Origin of the sequence: Mycobacterium innocens (genome assembly GCF_900566055.1) — a bacterium.
In the GTDB taxonomy this organism is placed as follows: domain Bacteria; phylum Actinomycetota; class Actinomycetes; order Mycobacteriales; family Mycobacteriaceae; genus Mycobacterium; species Mycobacterium innocens.
Map to the genome: position 1 here is coordinate 1 of NZ_UPHQ01000020.1, position 17,885 is coordinate 17,885.

The 17,885-nt window shown below is 67.6% G+C and carries 19 protein-coding genes; 13 read left to right on the plus strand and 6 right to left on the minus strand.

From position 1 onward, the window contains the following. Positions 1 to 139 precede the first annotated feature (139 nt). Genes EET03_RS01985 through EET03_RS02030 form a run of 10 tightly spaced genes read left to right on the plus strand, consistent with a single transcriptional unit; the run spans position 140 to position 10,444 of the window. Entirely contained in the window at positions 140 to 1,300 is a 1,161-nt protein-coding gene (locus EET03_RS01985; protein WP_075544283.1) for an XdhC family protein, read from the plus strand. A 32-nt stretch (positions 1,301 to 1,332) separates the two neighbouring features. After that, on the plus strand, positions 1,333 to 2,223 hold the full coding sequence (locus EET03_RS01990; protein WP_075544282.1) for an FAD binding domain-containing protein: 891 nt from the start codon (positions 1,333 to 1,335) through the stop codon (positions 2,221 to 2,223). A 2-nt stretch (positions 2,224 to 2,225) separates the two neighbouring features. Further along, on the plus strand, positions 2,226 to 2,705 hold the full coding sequence (locus EET03_RS01995) for a (2Fe-2S)-binding protein (protein ID WP_063472104.1): 480 nt from the start codon (positions 2,226 to 2,228) through the stop codon (positions 2,703 to 2,705). Continuing rightward, entirely contained in the window at positions 2,702 to 5,113 is a 2,412-nt protein-coding gene (locus EET03_RS02000; protein ID WP_075544281.1) for an aerobic carbon-monoxide dehydrogenase large subunit, read from the plus strand. The genes EET03_RS01995 and EET03_RS02000 overlap by 4 nt, the downstream gene beginning before the upstream one ends. Positions 5,114 to 5,126: 13 nt before the next feature. Beyond that, positions 5,127 to 5,999, plus strand: coding sequence for an XdhC family protein (locus EET03_RS02005; RefSeq protein WP_075544280.1), 873 nt, complete (start codon positions 5,127 to 5,129; stop codon positions 5,997 to 5,999). Continuing rightward, a complete protein-coding gene (locus EET03_RS02010; RefSeq protein ID WP_075544286.1) occupies positions 5,996 to 6,571 on the plus strand; it encodes a nucleotidyltransferase family protein in 576 nt (191 codons plus the stop codon). The genes EET03_RS02005 and EET03_RS02010 overlap by 4 nt, the downstream gene beginning before the upstream one ends. Continuing rightward, positions 6,568 to 7,455 carry an AAA family ATPase gene (locus EET03_RS02015; protein ID WP_099193917.1) on the plus strand — a complete coding sequence of 296 codons (888 nt, stop codon included), beginning with the start codon at positions 6,568 to 6,570 and terminating at the stop codon, positions 7,453 to 7,455. The genes EET03_RS02010 and EET03_RS02015 overlap by 4 nt, the downstream gene beginning before the upstream one ends. Positions 7,456 to 7,468: 13 nt before the next feature. Next, positions 7,469 to 8,104, plus strand: a complete 636-nt coding sequence (locus tag EET03_RS02020) for an SRPBCC family protein (RefSeq protein WP_075544278.1) — start codon at positions 7,469 to 7,471, stop codon at positions 8,102 to 8,104. Between the two features lie 16 nt (positions 8,105 to 8,120). Then, a complete protein-coding gene (locus EET03_RS02025) occupies positions 8,121 to 9,317 on the plus strand; it encodes a vWA domain-containing protein (RefSeq protein WP_425271492.1) in 1,197 nt (398 codons plus the stop codon). Positions 9,318 to 9,328: 11 nt separating this feature from the next. Continuing rightward, complete coding sequence (locus tag EET03_RS02030) at positions 9,329 to 10,444, plus strand: glycoside hydrolase family 76 protein (protein WP_075544276.1); 1,116 nt, start codon at positions 9,329 to 9,331, stop codon at positions 10,442 to 10,444. Here EET03_RS02030 and EET03_RS02035 read toward each other — a convergent pair. Then, positions 10,433 to 11,104 (minus strand): VTT domain-containing protein, encoded by a 672-nt coding sequence (locus tag EET03_RS02035; protein WP_075544275.1) that lies wholly within the window; start codon positions 11,102 to 11,104, stop codon positions 10,433 to 10,435. The two genes, EET03_RS02030 and EET03_RS02035, sit on opposite strands and share 12 nt — an antisense overlap. Before the next feature lie 96 nt (positions 11,105 to 11,200). On the opposite strand from EET03_RS02035, the gene fbaA reads away from it, so the two are divergent. Next, complete coding sequence (gene fbaA, locus EET03_RS02040) at positions 11,201 to 12,235, plus strand: class II fructose-bisphosphate aldolase (RefSeq protein ID WP_075544274.1); 1,035 nt, start codon at positions 11,201 to 11,203, stop codon at positions 12,233 to 12,235. Between the two features lie 117 nt (positions 12,236 to 12,352). Here the strand turns inward: fbaA and EET03_RS02045 are convergent, their stop codons facing one another. Next, complete coding sequence (locus EET03_RS02045) at positions 12,353 to 13,171, minus strand: Rv0361 family membrane protein (RefSeq protein WP_099193919.1); 819 nt, start codon at positions 13,169 to 13,171, stop codon at positions 12,353 to 12,355. Positions 13,172 to 13,322: 151 nt separating this feature from the next. Between EET03_RS02045 and EET03_RS02050 the strand changes: the two genes are divergently transcribed. Next, positions 13,323 to 13,736 (plus strand): DUF3151 domain-containing protein, encoded by a 414-nt coding sequence (locus tag EET03_RS02050; protein ID WP_075544272.1) that lies wholly within the window; start codon positions 13,323 to 13,325, stop codon positions 13,734 to 13,736. 9 nt (positions 13,737 to 13,745) lie between these two features. Here the strand turns inward: EET03_RS02050 and EET03_RS30015 are convergent, their stop codons facing one another. The 4 genes from EET03_RS30015 to EET03_RS02070 all read right to left on the minus strand — a co-directional run bounded on the left by EET03_RS30015 (position 13,746) and on the right by EET03_RS02070 (position 16,496). After that, positions 13,746 to 13,907, minus strand: coding sequence for a hypothetical protein (locus EET03_RS30015; RefSeq protein ID WP_167470569.1), 162 nt, complete (start codon positions 13,905 to 13,907; stop codon positions 13,746 to 13,748). 203 nt (positions 13,908 to 14,110) lie between these two features. Further along, positions 14,111 to 15,016, minus strand: coding sequence for a cation diffusion facilitator family transporter (locus EET03_RS02060; RefSeq protein WP_075544271.1), 906 nt, complete (start codon positions 15,014 to 15,016; stop codon positions 14,111 to 14,113). 42 nt (positions 15,017 to 15,058) lie between these two features. Further along, on the minus strand, positions 15,059 to 15,829 hold the full coding sequence (locus tag EET03_RS02065) for a site-2 protease family protein (protein WP_075544270.1): 771 nt from the start codon (positions 15,827 to 15,829) through the stop codon (positions 15,059 to 15,061). Between the two features lie 19 nt (positions 15,830 to 15,848). Then, positions 15,849 to 16,496, minus strand: a complete 648-nt coding sequence (locus EET03_RS02070) for a peptidase M50 (RefSeq protein ID WP_075544269.1) — start codon at positions 16,494 to 16,496, stop codon at positions 15,849 to 15,851. A gap of 87 nt (positions 16,497 to 16,583) precedes the next feature. Between EET03_RS02070 and EET03_RS02075 the strand changes: the two genes are divergently transcribed. Then, on the plus strand, positions 16,584 to 17,882 hold the full coding sequence (locus EET03_RS02075; RefSeq protein ID WP_099193921.1) for an adenylosuccinate synthase: 1,299 nt from the start codon (positions 16,584 to 16,586) through the stop codon (positions 17,880 to 17,882). The last annotated feature ends 3 nt before the right edge of the window (positions 17,883 to 17,885 follow it).

Here is a 17,885-nt window from a genome sequence, read left to right on the forward strand (position 1 = left end):
GGAAGTTCACCACCACCGACCTGAACGACCTGCTGACCAAGCTCGACAACCACGAACCCCAGCACAATCCGATCCAGCCCCGAGCAGCCTGAATGCGACCCCCGACGAACTTACGGGCGCGACCACTTAGTTTAAGGGGGTGCGTGACGTGCTTGCCGAGCTGCTGCCGATCTGGCGCGCCGGTGCTACCGCGGGGTTGGCGACGGTCGTGCGGACATTGCGGTCCGCGCCCCGGCCCCCGGGTGCGGCGATGGTGGTAGCGCCCGACGGTTCGGTGAGCGGGTCGGTGTCGGGTGGTTGCGTGGAAGGTGCTGTCTACGAACTCGCCACCAAGGTGGTACACAGCGGGACACCCCGGCTGGAACGGTACGGTGTCAGCGACGATGACGCCTTCGCGGTGGGCCTGACCTGTGGCGGCATCATCGACGTCTTCGTCGAATCCGTCTCGCAGACAACGTTTCCCGAACTCGGCGCGGTGGCCCGGGACATCGCCGCCCATCGGCCGGTCGCGATCGCGACCGTGATCACCCACCCGGACACCCAATGGGTGGGCCGGCGGCTTGTCGTGCATCCCGACACGATTGCCGGTTCGCTGGGTTCCGAGCGTGCCGACGCTGCGGTCACCGACGACGCGCGCGGTCTGCTTGCGCTGGGGCGCAACGAAATTCTCGAGTACGGCCCCGACGGGCAACGCCGGGGCGAAGGGATGGAGGTCTTCGTGTCCAGCTACGCGCCGCGCCCGCGGATGCTGGTGTTCGGCGCGATCGACTTCGCCGCTGCCCTGGCGCGGCAGGGATCGTTCCTGGGCTATCGGGTCACCGTCTGCGACGCTCGCGCCGTCTTTGCCACGTCGGTGCGCTTTCCGACGGCCGACGAGGTCGTCGTCGAGTGGCCGCACCGCTACCTGGCTGCTCAGGCGGAGGCGGGTGCCGTCGACGAGCGCACGGTGATCTGCGTGCTCACCCACGATCCGAAGTTCGACGTGCCGCTGCTCGGGGTGGCGCTGCGGCTGCCCCGCGTCGGGTATGTCGGGGCGATGGGATCGCGCCGGACGCATGACGACCGGTTGCGGCGGCTGCGGGCGGTGGGCCTGACCGACACCGAACTGGGCCGGTTGTCCAGCCCGATCGGGCTGGACCTGGGGGCCCGTACGCCCGAGGAGACGGCGGTGTCGATCGCCGCCGACATCATCGCCCGGCGGTGGGGAGGAGGCGGGCGCCCGCTGGCCGAGACCGGTGGTCGGATCCACCATGACGCGCAGGTAGAAGGCGAGTTCAGGGATCACTTAACTCGATATTGACGGCTGTTCGGTAACGGCTGACACTGAGGCCCATGCAAGTACCTGGGCCCTTCGAATACGAGCGTGCGACCAGTGTCGACCACGCCATCGGATTACTGGATCGGTTGGGGGAGGGGGCGCGAGTGGTCGCCGGCGGCCACAGCCTGCTGCCGATGATGAAGCTGCGTATCGCCAACCCGGAATATCTGGTCGACATCAACGACCTGGTGCCCGAACTCGGATACGTGATCACCGACCCGACCCTGGTGCGCATCGGCGCCATGACCCGGCACCGCGAGATCCTGGAGTCGGACACGCTGGCGGCGGTGTGCCCGATCTTTCGCGATGCCGAACGCGTGATCGCCGACCCGGTGGTCCGCAACCGCGGTACCCTGGGCGGTTCGCTGTGTCAGGCCGATCCGGCCGAAGACCTGTCGACGGTATGCACGGTGCTGGACGCCGTATGCCTGGCGCGGGGGCCGTCGGGCGAGCGTGAGATAGCGATCGACGACTTCATGGTGGGACCATACGAGACCGCGGTGGCGCACAACGAGATCCTGGTCGAGGTACGTATCCCGGTGCGGCACAACACCTCCAGCGCCTATGCAAAAGTTGAACGGCGGGTAGGTGATTGGGCCGTCACCGCGGCCGGTGCGTCGATCACGCTTGACGGCGGCACCATCGCCGCCGTCCGGGTGGGTCTCACCGCGGTGAATCCCAATCGGACAGCGCTCGCCGAGCTTTCCCAGGCGCTGGTGGGCCGGCCGGCCACCGAGGAAACCTTCGCCGAGGCGGGCCGGCAAGCAAGCCAAGCCTGCGATCCGGTGACCGATATTCGCGGCACCGCCGAGTACAAGCGGCACCTGGCGTCCGAATTAACCATCCGCACGCTGCGCACCGCGACCGAGCGGGTGCACAACATCCCCGAGCCGGAAGGGAACTAGCCATGCAGGTAACCATGACCGTCAACGGCGAACAGGTCACCGCCGAGGTCGAACCCCGGATGCTGCTGGTGCATTTCCTGCGGGATCAGTTGGGGCTCACCGGAACTCACTGGGGCTGCGACACCAGCAACTGTGGAACGTGCGTGGTCGACGTCGACGGCGTCCCGGTGAAGTCGTGCACGATGCTGGCCGTCATGGCGTCCGGGCACAGCGTGCGAACCGTTGAAGGATTGGCGGGGCTTGACGGATCACTCGACCCCGTGCAGGAAGGGTTTATGCGTTGCCACGGGTTGCAATGCGGCTTTTGCACACCGGGAATGATGATCACCGCCCGGGCGCTGCTGGACCGCAACCCCAATCCTGACGAGCAGACCATCCGGGAGGCGATTTCCGGGCAGATCTGCCGGTGCACCGGATACACGACAATCGTGCGCTCCATCCAATGGGCCGCCCAGCACCAGACCGCAAAGGCAGAGTCATGACCACCATCGAGTCACGCCCGCCGGCCCCCGAGGGACGGCCGGAGGACACCGCTGACAACGACCAGAAGCCGTGCGGCCACGGCCGGATGCTGCGCAAGGAAGATCCCCGTTTCATCCGCGGCCGCGGCACCTACGTCGACGACGTCACGCTGCCCGGCATGCTGCACCTGGCGATTCTGCGCTCCCCGTATGCGCACGCCCGCATCGTCAGTATCGACACCACTGCGGCCCTTGCCCATCCGAAGGTCAAGGCGGTGGTGACCGGCGCCGACCTGGCGGAGAAGGGCCTGGCGTGGATGCCGACACTGGCTAATGACGTGCAGGCCGTGCTAGCCACCGACAAGGTGCGCTTCCAGGGCCAAGAGGTGGCGTTCGTCGTTGCCGAAGACCGGTATTCGGCCCGCGATGCGCTGGAGCTCATCGACGTCGAGTACGACCCGCTCGATCCTGTCGTGGACGTCCGGAAGGCGCTCGACCCGACCGCGCCGGTGATCCGCACCGATCTGGAAGGCAAGAAAGACAACCATATCTTCGACTGGGAGACCGGCGACGCGGCCGCCACCGAAGCGGTGTTCGCCATGGCCGATGTGGTCGTCAAGCAGGAGATGGTCTATCCGCGGGTACACCCCGCGCCGATGGAAACCTGCGGTGCGGTGGCTGATTTGGATCCGGTCACCGGCAAGCTGACACTGTGGACCACCTCGCAGGCGCCGCACGCGCACCGCACGCTGTACGCATTGGTTGCCGGCCTGCCCGAACACAAGATCCGGGTCATCTCGCCCGACATCGGCGGCGGCTTCGGCAACAAGGTGCCGATCTACCCCGGCTATGTGTGCGCGATCGTCGGCTCGCTGGTGTTGGGCAAGCCCGTCAAGTGGATGGAGGACCGCAGCGAGAACCTGACCTCCACCAGCTTCGCGCGCGACTACATCATGGTCGGCGAGATCGCGGCCACCAAGGACGGCAAGATTCTCGCAATCCGCAGCAACGTGCTGGCTGACCACGGCGCGTTCAACGGCCAGGCGGCGCCGACGAAGTACCCGGCCGGCTTCTTCGGGGTGTTCACCGGCAGCTACGACCTGGAAGCCGCCTACTGCCACATGACGGCGGTGTACACCAACAAGGCGCCCGGCGGGGTGGCCTATGCGTGCTCCTTCCGGATCACCGAGGCGGTGTACTTCGTCGAGCGGCTGGTGGACTGTCTGGCCTTCGAGCTGAAGATGGACCCGGCCGAGCTGCGACTGCGAAACCTGTTGAAGCCCGAGCAATTCCCGTACACCACCAAGACGGGCTGGGTGTACGACTCGGGTGACTACGAGGCCACCATGCGCAAGGCCATGGACATGATCGGCTACCACGCGTTACGCGAGGAACAACGGCGCAGAAGGCAGCAAGGCGAGCTGATGGGCATCGGCATGTCGTTCTTCACCGAGGCTGTGGGCGCCGGGCCGCGCAAGGACATGGACATTCTCGGCCTCGGCATGGCCGACGGCTGCGAGCTGCGGGTGCATCCGACGGGCAAAGCCGTTGTGCGGCTTTCGGTTCAGACGCAGGGCCAGGGTCACGAGACGACGTTCGCGCAAATCGTCGCCGAGGAGCTCGGGATTCCGCCCGACGATATCGAGGTGGTGCACGGCGACACCGACCAAACCCCGTTCGGGCTGGGCACCTACGGTAGCCGCTCGACCCCGGTATCGGGTGGGGCCGCTGCTCTGGTGGCCCGCAAAGTGCGCGACAAGGCCAAGATCATCGCCTCGGGCATGCTGGAAGTCTCGGTGGCCGACTTGGAATGGGAGAAGGGCAAGTTCCACGTCAAGGGTGACCCGTCGGCGTCGGTGACTATCCAGGACATCGCGATGCGTGCCCACGGCGCCGGTGATCTGCCCGACGGCATCGAGGGCGGGCTGGCCGCTGAGGTGTGCTACAACCCGTCGAACCTGACCTACCCCTACGGCGCGTATTTCTGTGTGGTGGACGTCGATCCGGGCACCGGAGTGGTGAAGGTGCGCCGGTTCCTGGCCGTGGATGACTGCGGCACCCGGATCAACCCGATGATCATCGAGGGCCAGGTGCACGGCGGTGTCGTCGACGGCATCGGGATGGCTCTGATGGAGATGATCGCCTTCGACGAGGACGGAAACTGCCTGGGCGGCTCGCTGATGGACTACCTGATCCCGACCGCGCTCGAGGTGCCACACCTGGAGACCGGCCACACCGTCACGCCGTCACCCCATCACCCGATCGGCGCCAAGGGCATCGGCGAGTCCGCGACCGTCGGATCCCCGCCGGCTGTGGTGAACGCGGTGGTGGATGCGTTGGCGCCGTTCGGAGTTCGGCACGCCGACATGCCGCTGACACCATCGCGGGTGTGGGAGGCCATGCAGGGCCGGGCTAGGCCACCGATTTAGCGGGGAGCCGGAGATGACCATCAGCGAACGGGCTCAGCAACTACTGGCGGCACGGACACCGTTCGTGCACGCGACCGTGGTGCGGGCCCAGCCGCCCGCCTCCGCGTATCCGGGTGACGAGGCAATACTGTTGGCGGACGGCACAATCGAAGGTTTCGTCGGCGGCCAGTGCGCGCAGAACTCGGTCCGCAAGGCGGCGCTGGGCGCATTGCAGGCCGGCGAAAGTGTGCTGCTGCGGGTCCTTCCCGACGGCGACGTGCACTTTCCGGAAGCGGCCGGCGCCTGCGTGGTGGTCAACCCGTGCTTGTCCGGTGGGGCGCTGGAGATCTTCTTGACCCCGCAGCTGCCGGCGCCGCTGATCCGGGTCTACGGCGCCACGCCGATAGCGGACGCGCTGATCCAGCTGTGTGGCGTGCTTGGCTACGACGCGCGGCGCGACACCGAGCCGGTTGCCGCCACCGCCGTGCCGACTGCCCTCGTGATCGCCAGCCACGGTGGCCCGGAGGCCGAAATCATCCGTGCCGCACTGGATAACGGCGTCGGGTATATCGGCCTGGTAGCCAGCAAGGTCCGCGGCGCCTCGATCCTGAGCTCGCTGGACCTGTCCGAGACCGAGCGGGCCCGCATCCACACGCCGGTCGGATTGCCGATCGGCGCCAAGACCCCGGCGGAGATCGCGGTGTCGATCGCCGCCGAGCTGATCGCCGCCCTGCGCAAGGGCAATTTGAGCGTGCCCGCAACCGCGCCGCCGGAGGCGGTCGACCCGGTATGCGGCATGACGGTGACCGTCGGGCGCTCGACCGAACACCTGCAGCGAGAAGGCGCCGACTACTGGTTCTGCGGTTCGGAATGCCGCGCCGCATTCGCAAACCGGCCGGTCGGATGACGGTCACCGGTGTCGTGCTGGCCGCCGGCAGTTCTCGACGGCTGGGCACGTCCAAACAGCTACTGCCGTACCGGGATACGACGCTGCTGGGGGCGACCCTGGATGTCGCTCGCGGCGCCGGATTCGATCAGCTGATCGTCGTTCTGGGCGGTGCCGCCGAGAAGGTGCGTGACACGGTGCCGCTGGCCGGGGTCGACGTGGTGGTCACCGACGACCACGGGGCCGGGTGTTCGGCGTCGCTGCGGGAGGCGTTGCAACGGGTGGACCCGCAGGCCGCCGGCATCGTGCTGATGCTGGGCGACCAGCCGGGCGTGGACCCCGCGACGTTGCGGCAGCTGGCGACCCGAGGACCGGCGGCCGAAATCATGGTGTGCCGCTATGCCGACGGCATCGGACATCCATTCTGGCTGAGCCGCACCATCTTCGGTGAGCTGGCGCAACTACACGGCGACAAGGGGGTGTGGAAGCTGATGGAGTCGGGCCGGCACCAGGTGCGCGAACTCACGGTCGACGGTCCGGTGCCGCTCGACGTGGACACCTGGGACGACTACCAGCGGCTGGTGACATCGTGATGTTCACCGACCCCGACGACGTCGTCCACCGGTTCGACGCGCATGACTACCTGCTCGACATGGGGACCGCCTCGGCGATCTATCTCGCGGTCACCCTCGGCAGACCGCTGCTGCTGGAAGGCGAACCGGGCGTCGGCAAGACGACAGCCGCCAAAACCCTCGCGGCGGTGTTGGATACCACCCTGGTCCGGCTGCAGTGTTATGAGGGGCTGACCGCGAGCGAGGCTCTGTACGACTGGAACTACCAGCGCCAGCTGCTCGCCATCCGGCTCGCCGAAGCACAGGGCACCGGGATTCAGGAGGCAGACCTCTACACCGAGGCCTACCTCGTGGACCGGCCCATCCTGCGCTGTGTCCGCCATCGCGGCCCGGCCCCACCGGTGCTGCTGATCGACGAAATCGACCGCGCCGATGACGAATTCGAGGCGCTGCTACTGGAATTCCTCGGCGAATCCGCCGTCACCGTCCCGGAGTTGGGCACCTTCGTCGCCGAGCGGCCGCCGGTCGCGGTGCTCACCTCTAACCGCAGCCGCGACCTGCACGATGCCCTGCGACGACGTTGCCTGTACCACTGGATCGACTACCCGGAGCCGGCCCGCGCCGCCGCGATCGTCCGCCGGACGGTGCCCGGGGCCACCGCGCCGCTGATCCAGCACGCCACCCAATTCGTCGGCCGCACACGCGATCTCGACCTGGACAAGCCGCCGGGCGTGGCCGAGACCATCGACTGGGTCGCCGCCCTGGTGACGCTCGGCGTCGCCGACCTGCAGGACGAATCGGTTCCGGTGGCGCTCGCCAGCCTGGGGGCGCTGGCCAAGACACCCGACGACCGTACGCTGATTCGTGACGCGTACACCGCTTTCATCGAGTGCAGCCGGACATGAGAGGACCCACAGCATGAAGATCGCCAACGAGTTCAGCGTCAGCGCCCCGATCGAACAGGCCTGGGACGTGCTGTGCGACCTCGAGAAGGTGATCCCGCTGATGCCCGGGGCGCAACTGACCGGCCACGACGGCGACGACTACCTCGGCAAGGTCAAGGTCAAGGTGGGTCCGGTCACCAGCGAATTCAGCGGCCGAGTGCATTTCGTCGAGCAGGACCGCGACCAGCACCGCGCGGTGATCGACGCCAAGGGCAAGGAGGCCCGGGGCACCGGCAACGCCGCCGCCACCGTCACCGCCCAGCTGCACGAGGCGGGCGAGCGTACCCAGGTGACCGTCGTCACCGACCTGAAGATCGTCGGCAAGCTGGCCCAGTTCGGCAGCGGAATGCTGCAGCAGGTTTCAGAGAAGTTGCTGAGCCAGTTCGTCGATTCGCTGGAAGCTGAACTTGCGGCCTCGGGCCCGGCAACCGCGACCGGCCCCGAGCTGCCGACCGGCCCCGCGCGCTTGGCAAGCACTGCCGCCGCCGAAACCGCTCCGATTGACCTACTGGAGCTGGCCGGCGCCGACCGGCTGAAGAAGTACGCTGCGGTGGCGCTGGCGGTGACGGCCGTGCTGGTGCTGCTCTGGGTGCTGCGCCGGCGACGCTGACGACATGAACACGCCCATCAACACGCCGTTGTTGCGGGGCGTCGATCTGGCGGCGTTCGCGGCCGCAATGGTGGCACGGCTGCGCAGCGCCGGGGTGCACGTATCCGCAAGCGGCCCAGCAAGTTTCGTGCAGGCGCTGCGCCAGCTGGTGCCGCACACCGCGGCGACGCTGTACTGGGCCGCCCGGTTGACTCTGGTGAACCGAATGGAAGATCTGGTCGCTTTCGATGCGGTGTTTACCGCGGTGTTTGGCGCCATCGACGTTGATGCCGCCGGGCCGCCCGCGCCGTCGCTGCCACTTGCCGGCCCCCGTACCCCCGTGGCCGGGACCGTGCACCGCGCCGGCAGCCGATCCGGCGCTGGCGCCGACACGCTGCCCTGGGCCACCCGGACCAGCCCCGAAGAGACCGGCGCCCCCGGCCCCAGTGTCCACCTGCCCGAGTACCTGCCCAGCCGCATCGCTGCCCTGGCCGACGAACCGTTCGACCGGTTCGATCCCGACGACCTCAGGCTCCTCGGGGATTGGCTGGAGACCGCGGTGCAACGCTGGCCGCGTCGGCGCAGCCTGCGGTTGGAGTCCAGCCGGCACGGTAAGCGCATCGATCTGCGCGCGACCATCAACGCGTCGCGGTCGACCGGCTGGGAGGCGATGCTGCTGGCGCGAAGCAGGCCGCGCCGCCGACACCGGCGGATTGTGCTGGTCTGCGATGTGAGCCGGTCGATGCAGCCCTACGCCGCGATCTATCTGCATCTGATGCGAGCCGCAGCGCTGCAGCAGGCGGGAGTCCGGCCCGAGGTGTTCGCCTTCTCGACGTCCCTGACCCGGCTCACCGCGGTGTTGTCGCACCGCTCGGCCGAGGTCGCGCTGCAACGGGCCAACGCCAAGGTGACCGACCGCTACGGCGGCACGTTCATCGGCCGCAGCGTCGGCGCCCTGTTGGCCCCGCCCTACGGCAATGCGTTGCGCGGTGCGGTGGTCATCATCGCCTCCGACGGCTGGGACAGCGATCCTCCCGACGTGCTGGACCACGCGCTGGCCCGGGTGCGTCGCCGCGCCGAGCTGCTGATCTGGCTCAACCCGCGCGTCGCGCAGGCGAAGTTCCGGCCGCTGACCGGTTCGATGGCGGTGGCGCTGCCCTATTGCGATCTTTTTCTGTCCGCGCACTCACTGGCCGGCCTGCGTCAACTGTTCGCGCTTGCCGGCGCTCGATAGGGTCGGCAGGCATGGACCAGCTCTGGGCCAACCGGGCCGCCACCTCCGAAGCCGCCGTCACCCAGCGGCACCTCAGACGACTTTGGGCGATGCCGGGGACGCAGCTGGGCGTGGTGGCCTGGCCGGCGGCCCGCAATGACCGACTGTTCGGCACCTGGCACTACTGGTGGCAGGCCCATCTGCTGGATTGCCTGCTCGATGCACAGCTGCGGGACCCACAGCCGCAGCGGCACACCAGCATCAACCGGCAGGTCCGCTCGCATCGGCTGCGCAACAACTTCTCCTGGACCAACAGCTATTACGACGACATGGCGTGGCTGGCGCTGGCCCTGGAGCGTGCCGCCCGGATCGCCGGGGTGCAGCGGCGGCGCGCGCTGCCGAAGCTGGCCGCCCAGTTTGTCAAGGCATGGGCACCCGAGGACGGCGGCGGCATCCCGTGGCGCAAGCAGGACCGGTTCTTCAACGCCCCCGCCAACGGCCCGGCCGGGATATTCCTGGCCCGTTATGACGACTGGCTCGAGCGGGCCCAGCGAATGGCCGACTGGATCGACCGCACGCTGATCGATCCGGAGACGCAGCTGGTGTTCGACGGCATCAAAGACGGGTCGTTGGTCCGTGCCCAGTACACCTACTGCCAGGGCGTGGTGCTCGGCCTGGAGACCGAATTGGCGGCCCGCACCGGCGACCAGCGGCACTTCGCCCGGGTACACCGGCTGGTCATCGCCGTGGACCAGCACATGGCGCCGGCGGGTGTGCTGCGCGGCGCCGGCGGCGGCGACGGCGGTCTGTTCGGCGGTATCACCGCTCGCTACCTGGCGCTGGTGGCCACCACGTTGCCGGGCGACTCCGCCGCCAACGTCGCGGCTCGCCGCACCGCCGCCAAGATAGTGCTGTCGTCGGCGAAATCAGCGTGGGACTACCGGCAAACGGTCGACGGGTTGCCGGTATTCGGGGCGTTCTGGGACCGTGACGCCGAACTGCCCACCGCGGGCGGACAGCAGGCGCAGTTCGTAGCGGGGGCGGTGAACAGCTCCGAGATCCCGGAACGCGATCTGTCGGTACAGCTGTCGGGCTGGATGCTGATGGAGGCCGCCCACAGCGTCGCCGTCGTCAGCTCACTCGGGTAGAGCGGCCTCGTCCTCGTCCCGCCGCCGTGACCGGTAGGTACGCCAGGCCGCCGTCATCGCCGGCAGCAGCGAGACGAACAGAATGCCCAGGATGATTTTCTGCAGGTTGTGGTGCACGAACGGCACGTTGCCCAGGAAGTATCCGGCCAGCGTCACACCGGCCCCCCAGGTGATACCCCCGACGATGTCAAACGCCAGAAATACCGGATAGCGCATGTAGGACACCCCGGCGACCACCGGCACGAAGGTTCGCGCGAACGGCACGAAGCGGGCCAGGATGACTGTCCAGGGCCCGTATTTTTCGAAGAATGCATGCGACTCGGTCACATAGTGCTTTTTGAAGAACCGCGAATCTTCCTTCTTGAACAGCGCCGGCCCGATCCGGCGGCCGATGAAGTACGCGTTCTGATCGCCGAGCACCGCCACCACAGCTACGGCCGGGGCGAGCACCCCGATGGTAACCGGCGGGTTGGTGCTGGCGGCCAACAGTCCGCCGGTGAACAGCAGCGATTCCCCTGGCAGCAGCGGAAACAACAGGCCGGTCTCGATGAAGATGATGATCAGGATCCCGGGCAGCACGGCGGATCCGAAAACCCCGTCGGCGCCCAACCAGTACATCGGGTCCAGGATGTCCGGCAGGGCCGTCACGGCGGTGTTCACGATGTCCCAACATACCGGCCGTGACCCTCTGGCCTGGACACAAACTCCGGTGTTGCAATACTGAGTACACCCAGCATTCTTCGAGGAGGAAGTTCCATGCCCATCGCAACGCCCGAGGTCTACGCCGAGATGCTGGGCCGTGCCAAGGAGAACGCGTATGCGTTTCCGGCGATCAACTGCACGTCGTCGGAGACCATCAACGCGGCGCTCAAAGGTTTTGCCGACGCCGGCAGTGACGGCATCATCCAGTTCTCCACCGGAGGTGCGGAGTTCGGCTCCGGCCTCGGCGTCAAGGACATGGTCACCGGCGCGGTTGCACTGGCCGAGTTCGCCGACGTCGTCGCGGCCAAGTACCCGATCAACGTCGCGCTGCACACCGATCATTGCCCCAAGGACAAACTCGACGGCTATGTGCGGCCGCTGCTGGCTCTGTCGTCGGAGCGGGTGAGCAAGGGCGGCAATCCGCTGTTCCAGTCGCACATGTGGGACGGCTCGGCGGTGCGAATCGACGAGAACCTGGTGATCGCCCAGGAGCTGCTCAAAGCGGCGGCGGCCGCCAAGATCATTCTCGAGATCGAGATCGGCGTGGTGGGCGGCGAAGAGGACGGCGTCGCCAACGAGATCAACGACAAGCTCTACACCACCCCGGACGATTTCGAGAAAACCATCGACGCGCTCGGCGCCGGCGAGCACGGCAAGTACCTGCTGGCCGCGACGTTCGGCAACGTGCACGGCGTCTACAAGCCCGGCAACGTCAAGCTACGTCCCGACATCCTGGCCCAGGGGCAGAAGGTGGCGGCGGCCAAGCTCGGGTTGCCCGAGGACGCCAAGCCGTTCGATTTCGTCTTCCACGGCGGGTCCGGCTCGCTGAAGTCCGAGATCGAGGAGGCACTGCGCTACGGGGTGGTGAAGATGAACGTCGACACCGACACCCAGTACGCGTTCACCCGGCCGATCGTCGGGCACATGTTCACCAACTACGACGGCGTGCTGAAGGTCGACGGCGAAGTGGGGGTCAAGAAGGTCTACGACCCGCGCAGCTACCTCAAGAAGGCCGAGGCTTCGATGACCGAGCGGGTGATCGAGGCCTGCAACGACCTGCACTGCGCCGGAAAGTCGCTGGGCGGCTGATTTCGACTCCGTGAGCAGACACAGACTCGCACAAATCCGCTACGTGGCCTGCGATTCTGTGACTGCTCGCGCGGAGATCGCGCGCTGCTCGCGCGGAGATCGCGCGGAGATCGCGCGCTAGTTGCTCGGGGACTGGCAGATCTTCCACTGGTCGTCGCGGAACTGCAGGTCGAGGCTGCGCGTCGAGCGCACCTGCGGGTCGTAGGCCATGAAAGTGGTGACATTGGCTTCCGCGTGCTGACCGTTGACGACAACCTGGTCGATGCTGGCGATGACCGGATACTGCTTGGCCGCCGAAACCCGTCGATAGGTTTCGCCCCAGGAGCGTCCGTCGTAGTCCACGTAGCCGTCGCGGGTGGTGCCGCAGGTGATGCTGCGAAGCGTGGTCAGGTCGCCGGTCTGGATTGCCACGTCGAAGCTCTGAATTGTTTGCCGCACCTGCTCTTCCTGCGACACCTTTGAGTGCTTGCCGCGGGTGAACAGCACTGTGCCCAGGATGGCGATGGCCGCGACCGCCAGCACGATCACGACGATCGCCAGCACCCAGCCCCAGTTGCGTTGTCTCAATGGCGGCTTGCCGCCTCGCGGCGGAATCGACTGTGGCATTGCGGTTTTCGGTGGTACGCCGATCGGCGGCGGGGGACCGGGCGGTGCCGGGGAGGTGTGGAAGACCTCGGTGGCCGGCTCGGGAGAGGTGGCGATGACCTGGGTCTCCTTGGCGTCGAAGCCCGGGGCGGTAAAGCGGCGTTCGCGCGGCAGGTCCGCGTTTGCCGATCCCGGGTTGTCCTCCGGGTCGGAAGTGGAGATCACCACGGTCTCGGTTTCGGCGTCGTCGGGGATCAGAGGCTGGCCCTCGGTGCCTGCGGCGCCTTCATTGCCGGCCGATTGGTCCCCGGTTTCGGTGTCGCCGCGGTCGGGTTCGGGTGCGTTGGGCATAAGCGCTGTTGTCCTCCCGCTATCGAGTGGGTAGTTCGGAGCTTAGCGATTCGGCCCCCGATTCGCCTGATCGCCGAGGTGGGGCGGGGGTCCTTGGGAAATGACCACCGGCCCGAATAGGGCGGATGGGAAAAGTTGCAGAATAGGGGTCATGACGCCGATGGGTGATCTTCTGGGGCCTGATCCGATCCTGCTTCCCGGCGACAGTGACGCCGAGGCCGAGCTGCTGGCCGGAGAAAACCCGGGCATCGTCGCCGCCGCATATCCGTCGGCGTCGGTGGCCTGGGCGGCGCTGGCCGAGGAGGCGCTCGGCGACGACAAGGCCATCACCGCCTACGCCTACGCCCGTACGGGCTACCACCGGGGCCTGGACAAGTTGCGCCGCAACGGCTGGAAGGGCTTCGGTCCGGTGCCGTATTCGCACCAGCCCAATCGAGGCTTCCTGCGCTGTGTGGCGGCGCTGGCGCGGGCCGCCGACGCCATCGGGGAAACCGACGAGTACGACCGGTGCCTGGACCTGCTGGACGACTGCGACCCTGCGGCGCGCCCGGCGCTGGGCCTCTGACCGGGTTGGTCACCGCAGGTCATCGACGACGTAGGTGTCGGGCCGGTTGTAGGCAGGTGCGTCGGGTCGGTGCATCGACACGCCGTACGACTCGGCCGTGAAGCCGCGACGGAGCATGCTCCGATAAGCCCGGCCACGATTGAGGTTGACGCCGGCTTCCACTCGGCGCATGCCCCGTTGCACGGCGAGCGTTTCGCAGGCATCCAATAACTGCCGAAGACGTGTTCGGCTTGGGCCCTCGGGCTGACGGCGGCGAACTTGACATAGCACGTGTCCGCGCCGGCCTCGGTACCGGTGCCGGTTGGCAGACCGCGACTGCGTCCAGCGAGTCGCCGCTGCAGAGCAGCGGGCCGGATCAGGCGTTCAGCTCATGGCTACAGGTTGGCCGCGCAGTATCCGGCATCCTCGGGCAGCTCTACCTGAACGGTGGCGTGCTTCAGCCCCCGGGCGTAGAGCAGCGCACGCGCGTCCCGCAGCACGGTGGTCAACTCGCCGCCGCTGGTCAAGTGTGCTGTGACCATGTCCTTACCCGGCGAAAGTGTCCACACGTGCAGATCGTGCACGTCCGTCACACCGTCCACGGAGCGCAGCGCCGACCGAAGCTCCGACACGTCGATGTGGCTGGGCGACGACTCGGAAAGGATGCGCAATGCCGCGCGGGCCAGCGACAGCGCCCTGGGCGCTACCCACAGCGCGACCAGCACGGCGATCACCACGTCGGCATAGGGCCAGCGCGTCGTGACGGTCACCACGCCGGCGATCAACACGCCGAAGCTGCCGACGGTATCGGCCACGACTTCCAGGTAGGCGCCCTTTACCGCCAGGCTGCCCTCGGAGTGGGACCGCAACAGCATCGCCACGACGAAGTTGGCGACCAGGCCCGCCAGCGCCACCACGATCATCGGCATCCCGGGCACCGCGGGAGTCTCGCGAAGACGGTTCACCGCTTCGTAGAGGATGAACAGCGCGACCCCGATCAGCAGCACCGCGTTGGCTACCGCGGTGAACACCTCGGCTCGATGCCAACCATAGGTGCGATCCGGTGACGAGCTGCCCCGCCTGGCCAGCACGACGGCGGCCAGCCCCATGAACACGGCGACGACGTCGGTGAGCATGTGTCCGGCGTCGGCCAGCAACGCGATCGAGTTGATCAGCAGCGCCGTGGTCAGTTCCACCACGAAAAACGCCGCCAGGATGGCCGCGGCGACGACCATCCGGGGGATCATCCGCGAGGCGCTCGCCGCTGTAGTCGTGTGACTGTGATTGTGACCGGCACCCATGGCCATCAATATATGCACAATCACGCATATATTGCAACGGGGTCAGATCCAGCGGCTCCAGAAGCGGGTCAGCGAATTGCCGGCCGCCGCGAGTACGTGCGGCACACCGGAGAAATCGAAAAGCCAGCCCACCAGCCCGAACAGCCACTGGTTCAACACCGGCGCCAACAGTACGAACAGCAGGATGAAGACACCGAACTGTTTGGCCGGCGCCAGCGCCCGCTGCGTCTGCGGACTCAGATGCGGCTCCAAGGTGTCGTAACCGTCCAGGCCCGGGATCGGCAGCAGGTTCAGCACCACCGCCATGATCTGCAGGAAGCCCAGGAACGCCACCCCGGCCCACAGCACCCAGTGGTGCTCGTCATAGAGCAACCGGGTTGCGGTCAGCAGCAGCACCGCCAGCGCCAGGTTGGCCGCCGGTCCGGCCAGGCTGACCAGACTGCGACGGCTCGGCGTCATAAACCACGTCCGCAGGTAGACCGCCGCGCCCGGCAGGCCGATTCCACCCAACGCGATGAACACCATCGGCAACAGCAGCGACATGGCCGGATGGCTGTAGCGCCGCGGGTCCAGAGTCAGGTAGCCGCGTACCGCGGTGTCGTGGTCGCCGAATCGCCAGGCGGTGAACGCATGCCCGAATTCGTGCAGGCACAGCGAGACCAACCAGCCGGCGATCACGAAGATGAACACTCCGGCATAGGCCAATGGCCGCACACTGGCCCCGGCCAGCCATGCCAGCGCCCCGCCAACGGCCGTGAGCCCGACCAGGCCCAGAAAGATCGGGCTGGGTCGCACCGACTCGTGCAGGCCCATCTCTCTCACCGGTCGAAAACTACCGGATCAGGAGCCAGCCCTCGACGTGGCGGTAGAACGCGGATCTTCGCACCGCTCGGGGTGCCGCGACACCATCGCGCACCACCGAGGCGCCGGTGGTGCCCAGCTGAGCGGCGCGTCCGCTGACCCAGCGGCGCCACGGTCTCGTGTCCAGGGCGGCCCGCAGGCCCGGCAACTCCGGGGTCGGCTCGATAAACACCCCGGCGACATCGCCGTCGAACAACACGGTGTCGTCGACCACCGCCTCGCCGCGGAGCAGCCGCGCCCGGTCCAGCGGCAGCCAACCGGCCCGGCCGACGATCACCGTCCCGGTCTCGTCGCGGATCAGCGGCACCCGATGGGCCGTTCCCCGCCGCGCCCGCCGCGCCGCCCGGCACCCGGCCGGCAACCGATACACCCGGCAGGCCCTGGTGCGCCGGCGCGGCGCGTAGCCGACCTCGATGTCGAGCCGGTCGGCGCGCAGCAGCCGGGTCAGCACGCCGGCCAGGTCGGCGTCATCGCCGATCACGACGAGCCGCCGGTAGGAGCGCACTGCGGTGTCGAAGTCGCCGGGTCGGTGTGTCGGCAGGCCGGTCAACGCGGCGGGCACCGGCCGATCACCGAACACCAATACCGCGGTGCTGGGCGGTTTCGCCCCGTTATGCATGGTTCCTCGCAAACCGCTGGGTAGGGTAAGTCACCGGCTGGACCACAATAGGCGGGCACAACCCGCGAGAGCAGGTGGGAGCGCGTCATGCCGGCAATCGTCCTGATCGGCGCCCAGTGGGGCGACGAGGGCAAGGGTAAAGCCACCGATCTGCTCGGGGGGCGGGTGCAGTGGGTGGTGCGTTACCAGGGCGGCAACAACGCCGGGCACACGGTCGTGCTGCCGACCGGCGAGAACTTCGCATTGCACCTCATCCCGTCGGGTGTGCTGAGCCCCGGAGTCACCAACGTCATCGGCAACGGCGTGGTGATCGACCCGGGGGTCCTGCTCGACGAGCTGCACGGCCTGGAAGAGCGCGGGGTCGACACCTCCAAGCTGCTGATCTCGGCCGACGCGCATCTGCTGATGCCCTACCACGTGGCCATCGACAAGGTCACCGAGCGCTACATGGGCAGCAAGAAGATCGGCACCACCGGCCGCGGTATCGGCCCCTGCTACCAGGACAAGGTGGCCCGCATGGGGATCCGGGTCGCCGACGTGCTCAACCCCGAGCAGCTGGCCCACAAGGTCCAGGCCGCACTCGAATTCAAGAACCAGGTGCTGGTCAAGATCTACAACCGCAAGGCCCTGGAGCCGGCGCAGGTGGCCGAATCGCTGCTGGAGCAGGCCGAGGGTTTCCGCCATCGGATCGCCGACACCCGGCTGCTGCTCAACGATGCGCTCGACGCCGGTGAAACGGTGTTGCTGGAAGGCTCCCAGGGCACGCTGCTCGATGTCGATCACGGCACCTACCCCTATGTGACGTCGTCGAACCCGACCGCGGGCGGGGCGGCCGTGGGCTCCGGCATCGGGCCCACCCGGATTCGCACGGTGCTGGGGATCCTCAAGGCCTACACCACCCGGGTGGGTTCGGGCCCGTTCCCCACCGAGCTGTTCGACGAGAACGGCGAATACCTGTCCAAGACCGGCGGCGAATTCGGCGTGACCACCGGCCGGCGCCGGCGCTGCGGCTGGTTCGACGCCGTCGTCGCGCGCTATGCCACCCGGGTCAACGGCATCACCGACTTCTTCCTGACCAAACTCGACGTGCTGTCCAGCCTGGAAACGGTGCCGGTGTGTGTCGGCTATCGGATCGACGGAAAGCAGACCGGCGAGATGCCGATGACCCAGAGCGATCTGTGCCGTGCCGAGCCGGTTTACCAGGAGCTGCCGGGATGGTGGGAAGACATCTCCGCCGCGCGCGACTTCGACGACCTGCCCGCCAAGGCTCGTGACTACGTGCTGCGGCTGGAAGAGCTTGCCGGAGCACCGGTTTCGTGCATCGGTGTCGGCCCAGGACGGGATCAGGCCATCGTGCGCCGCGATGTCCTGGCGGCCCGCCCGTGACGC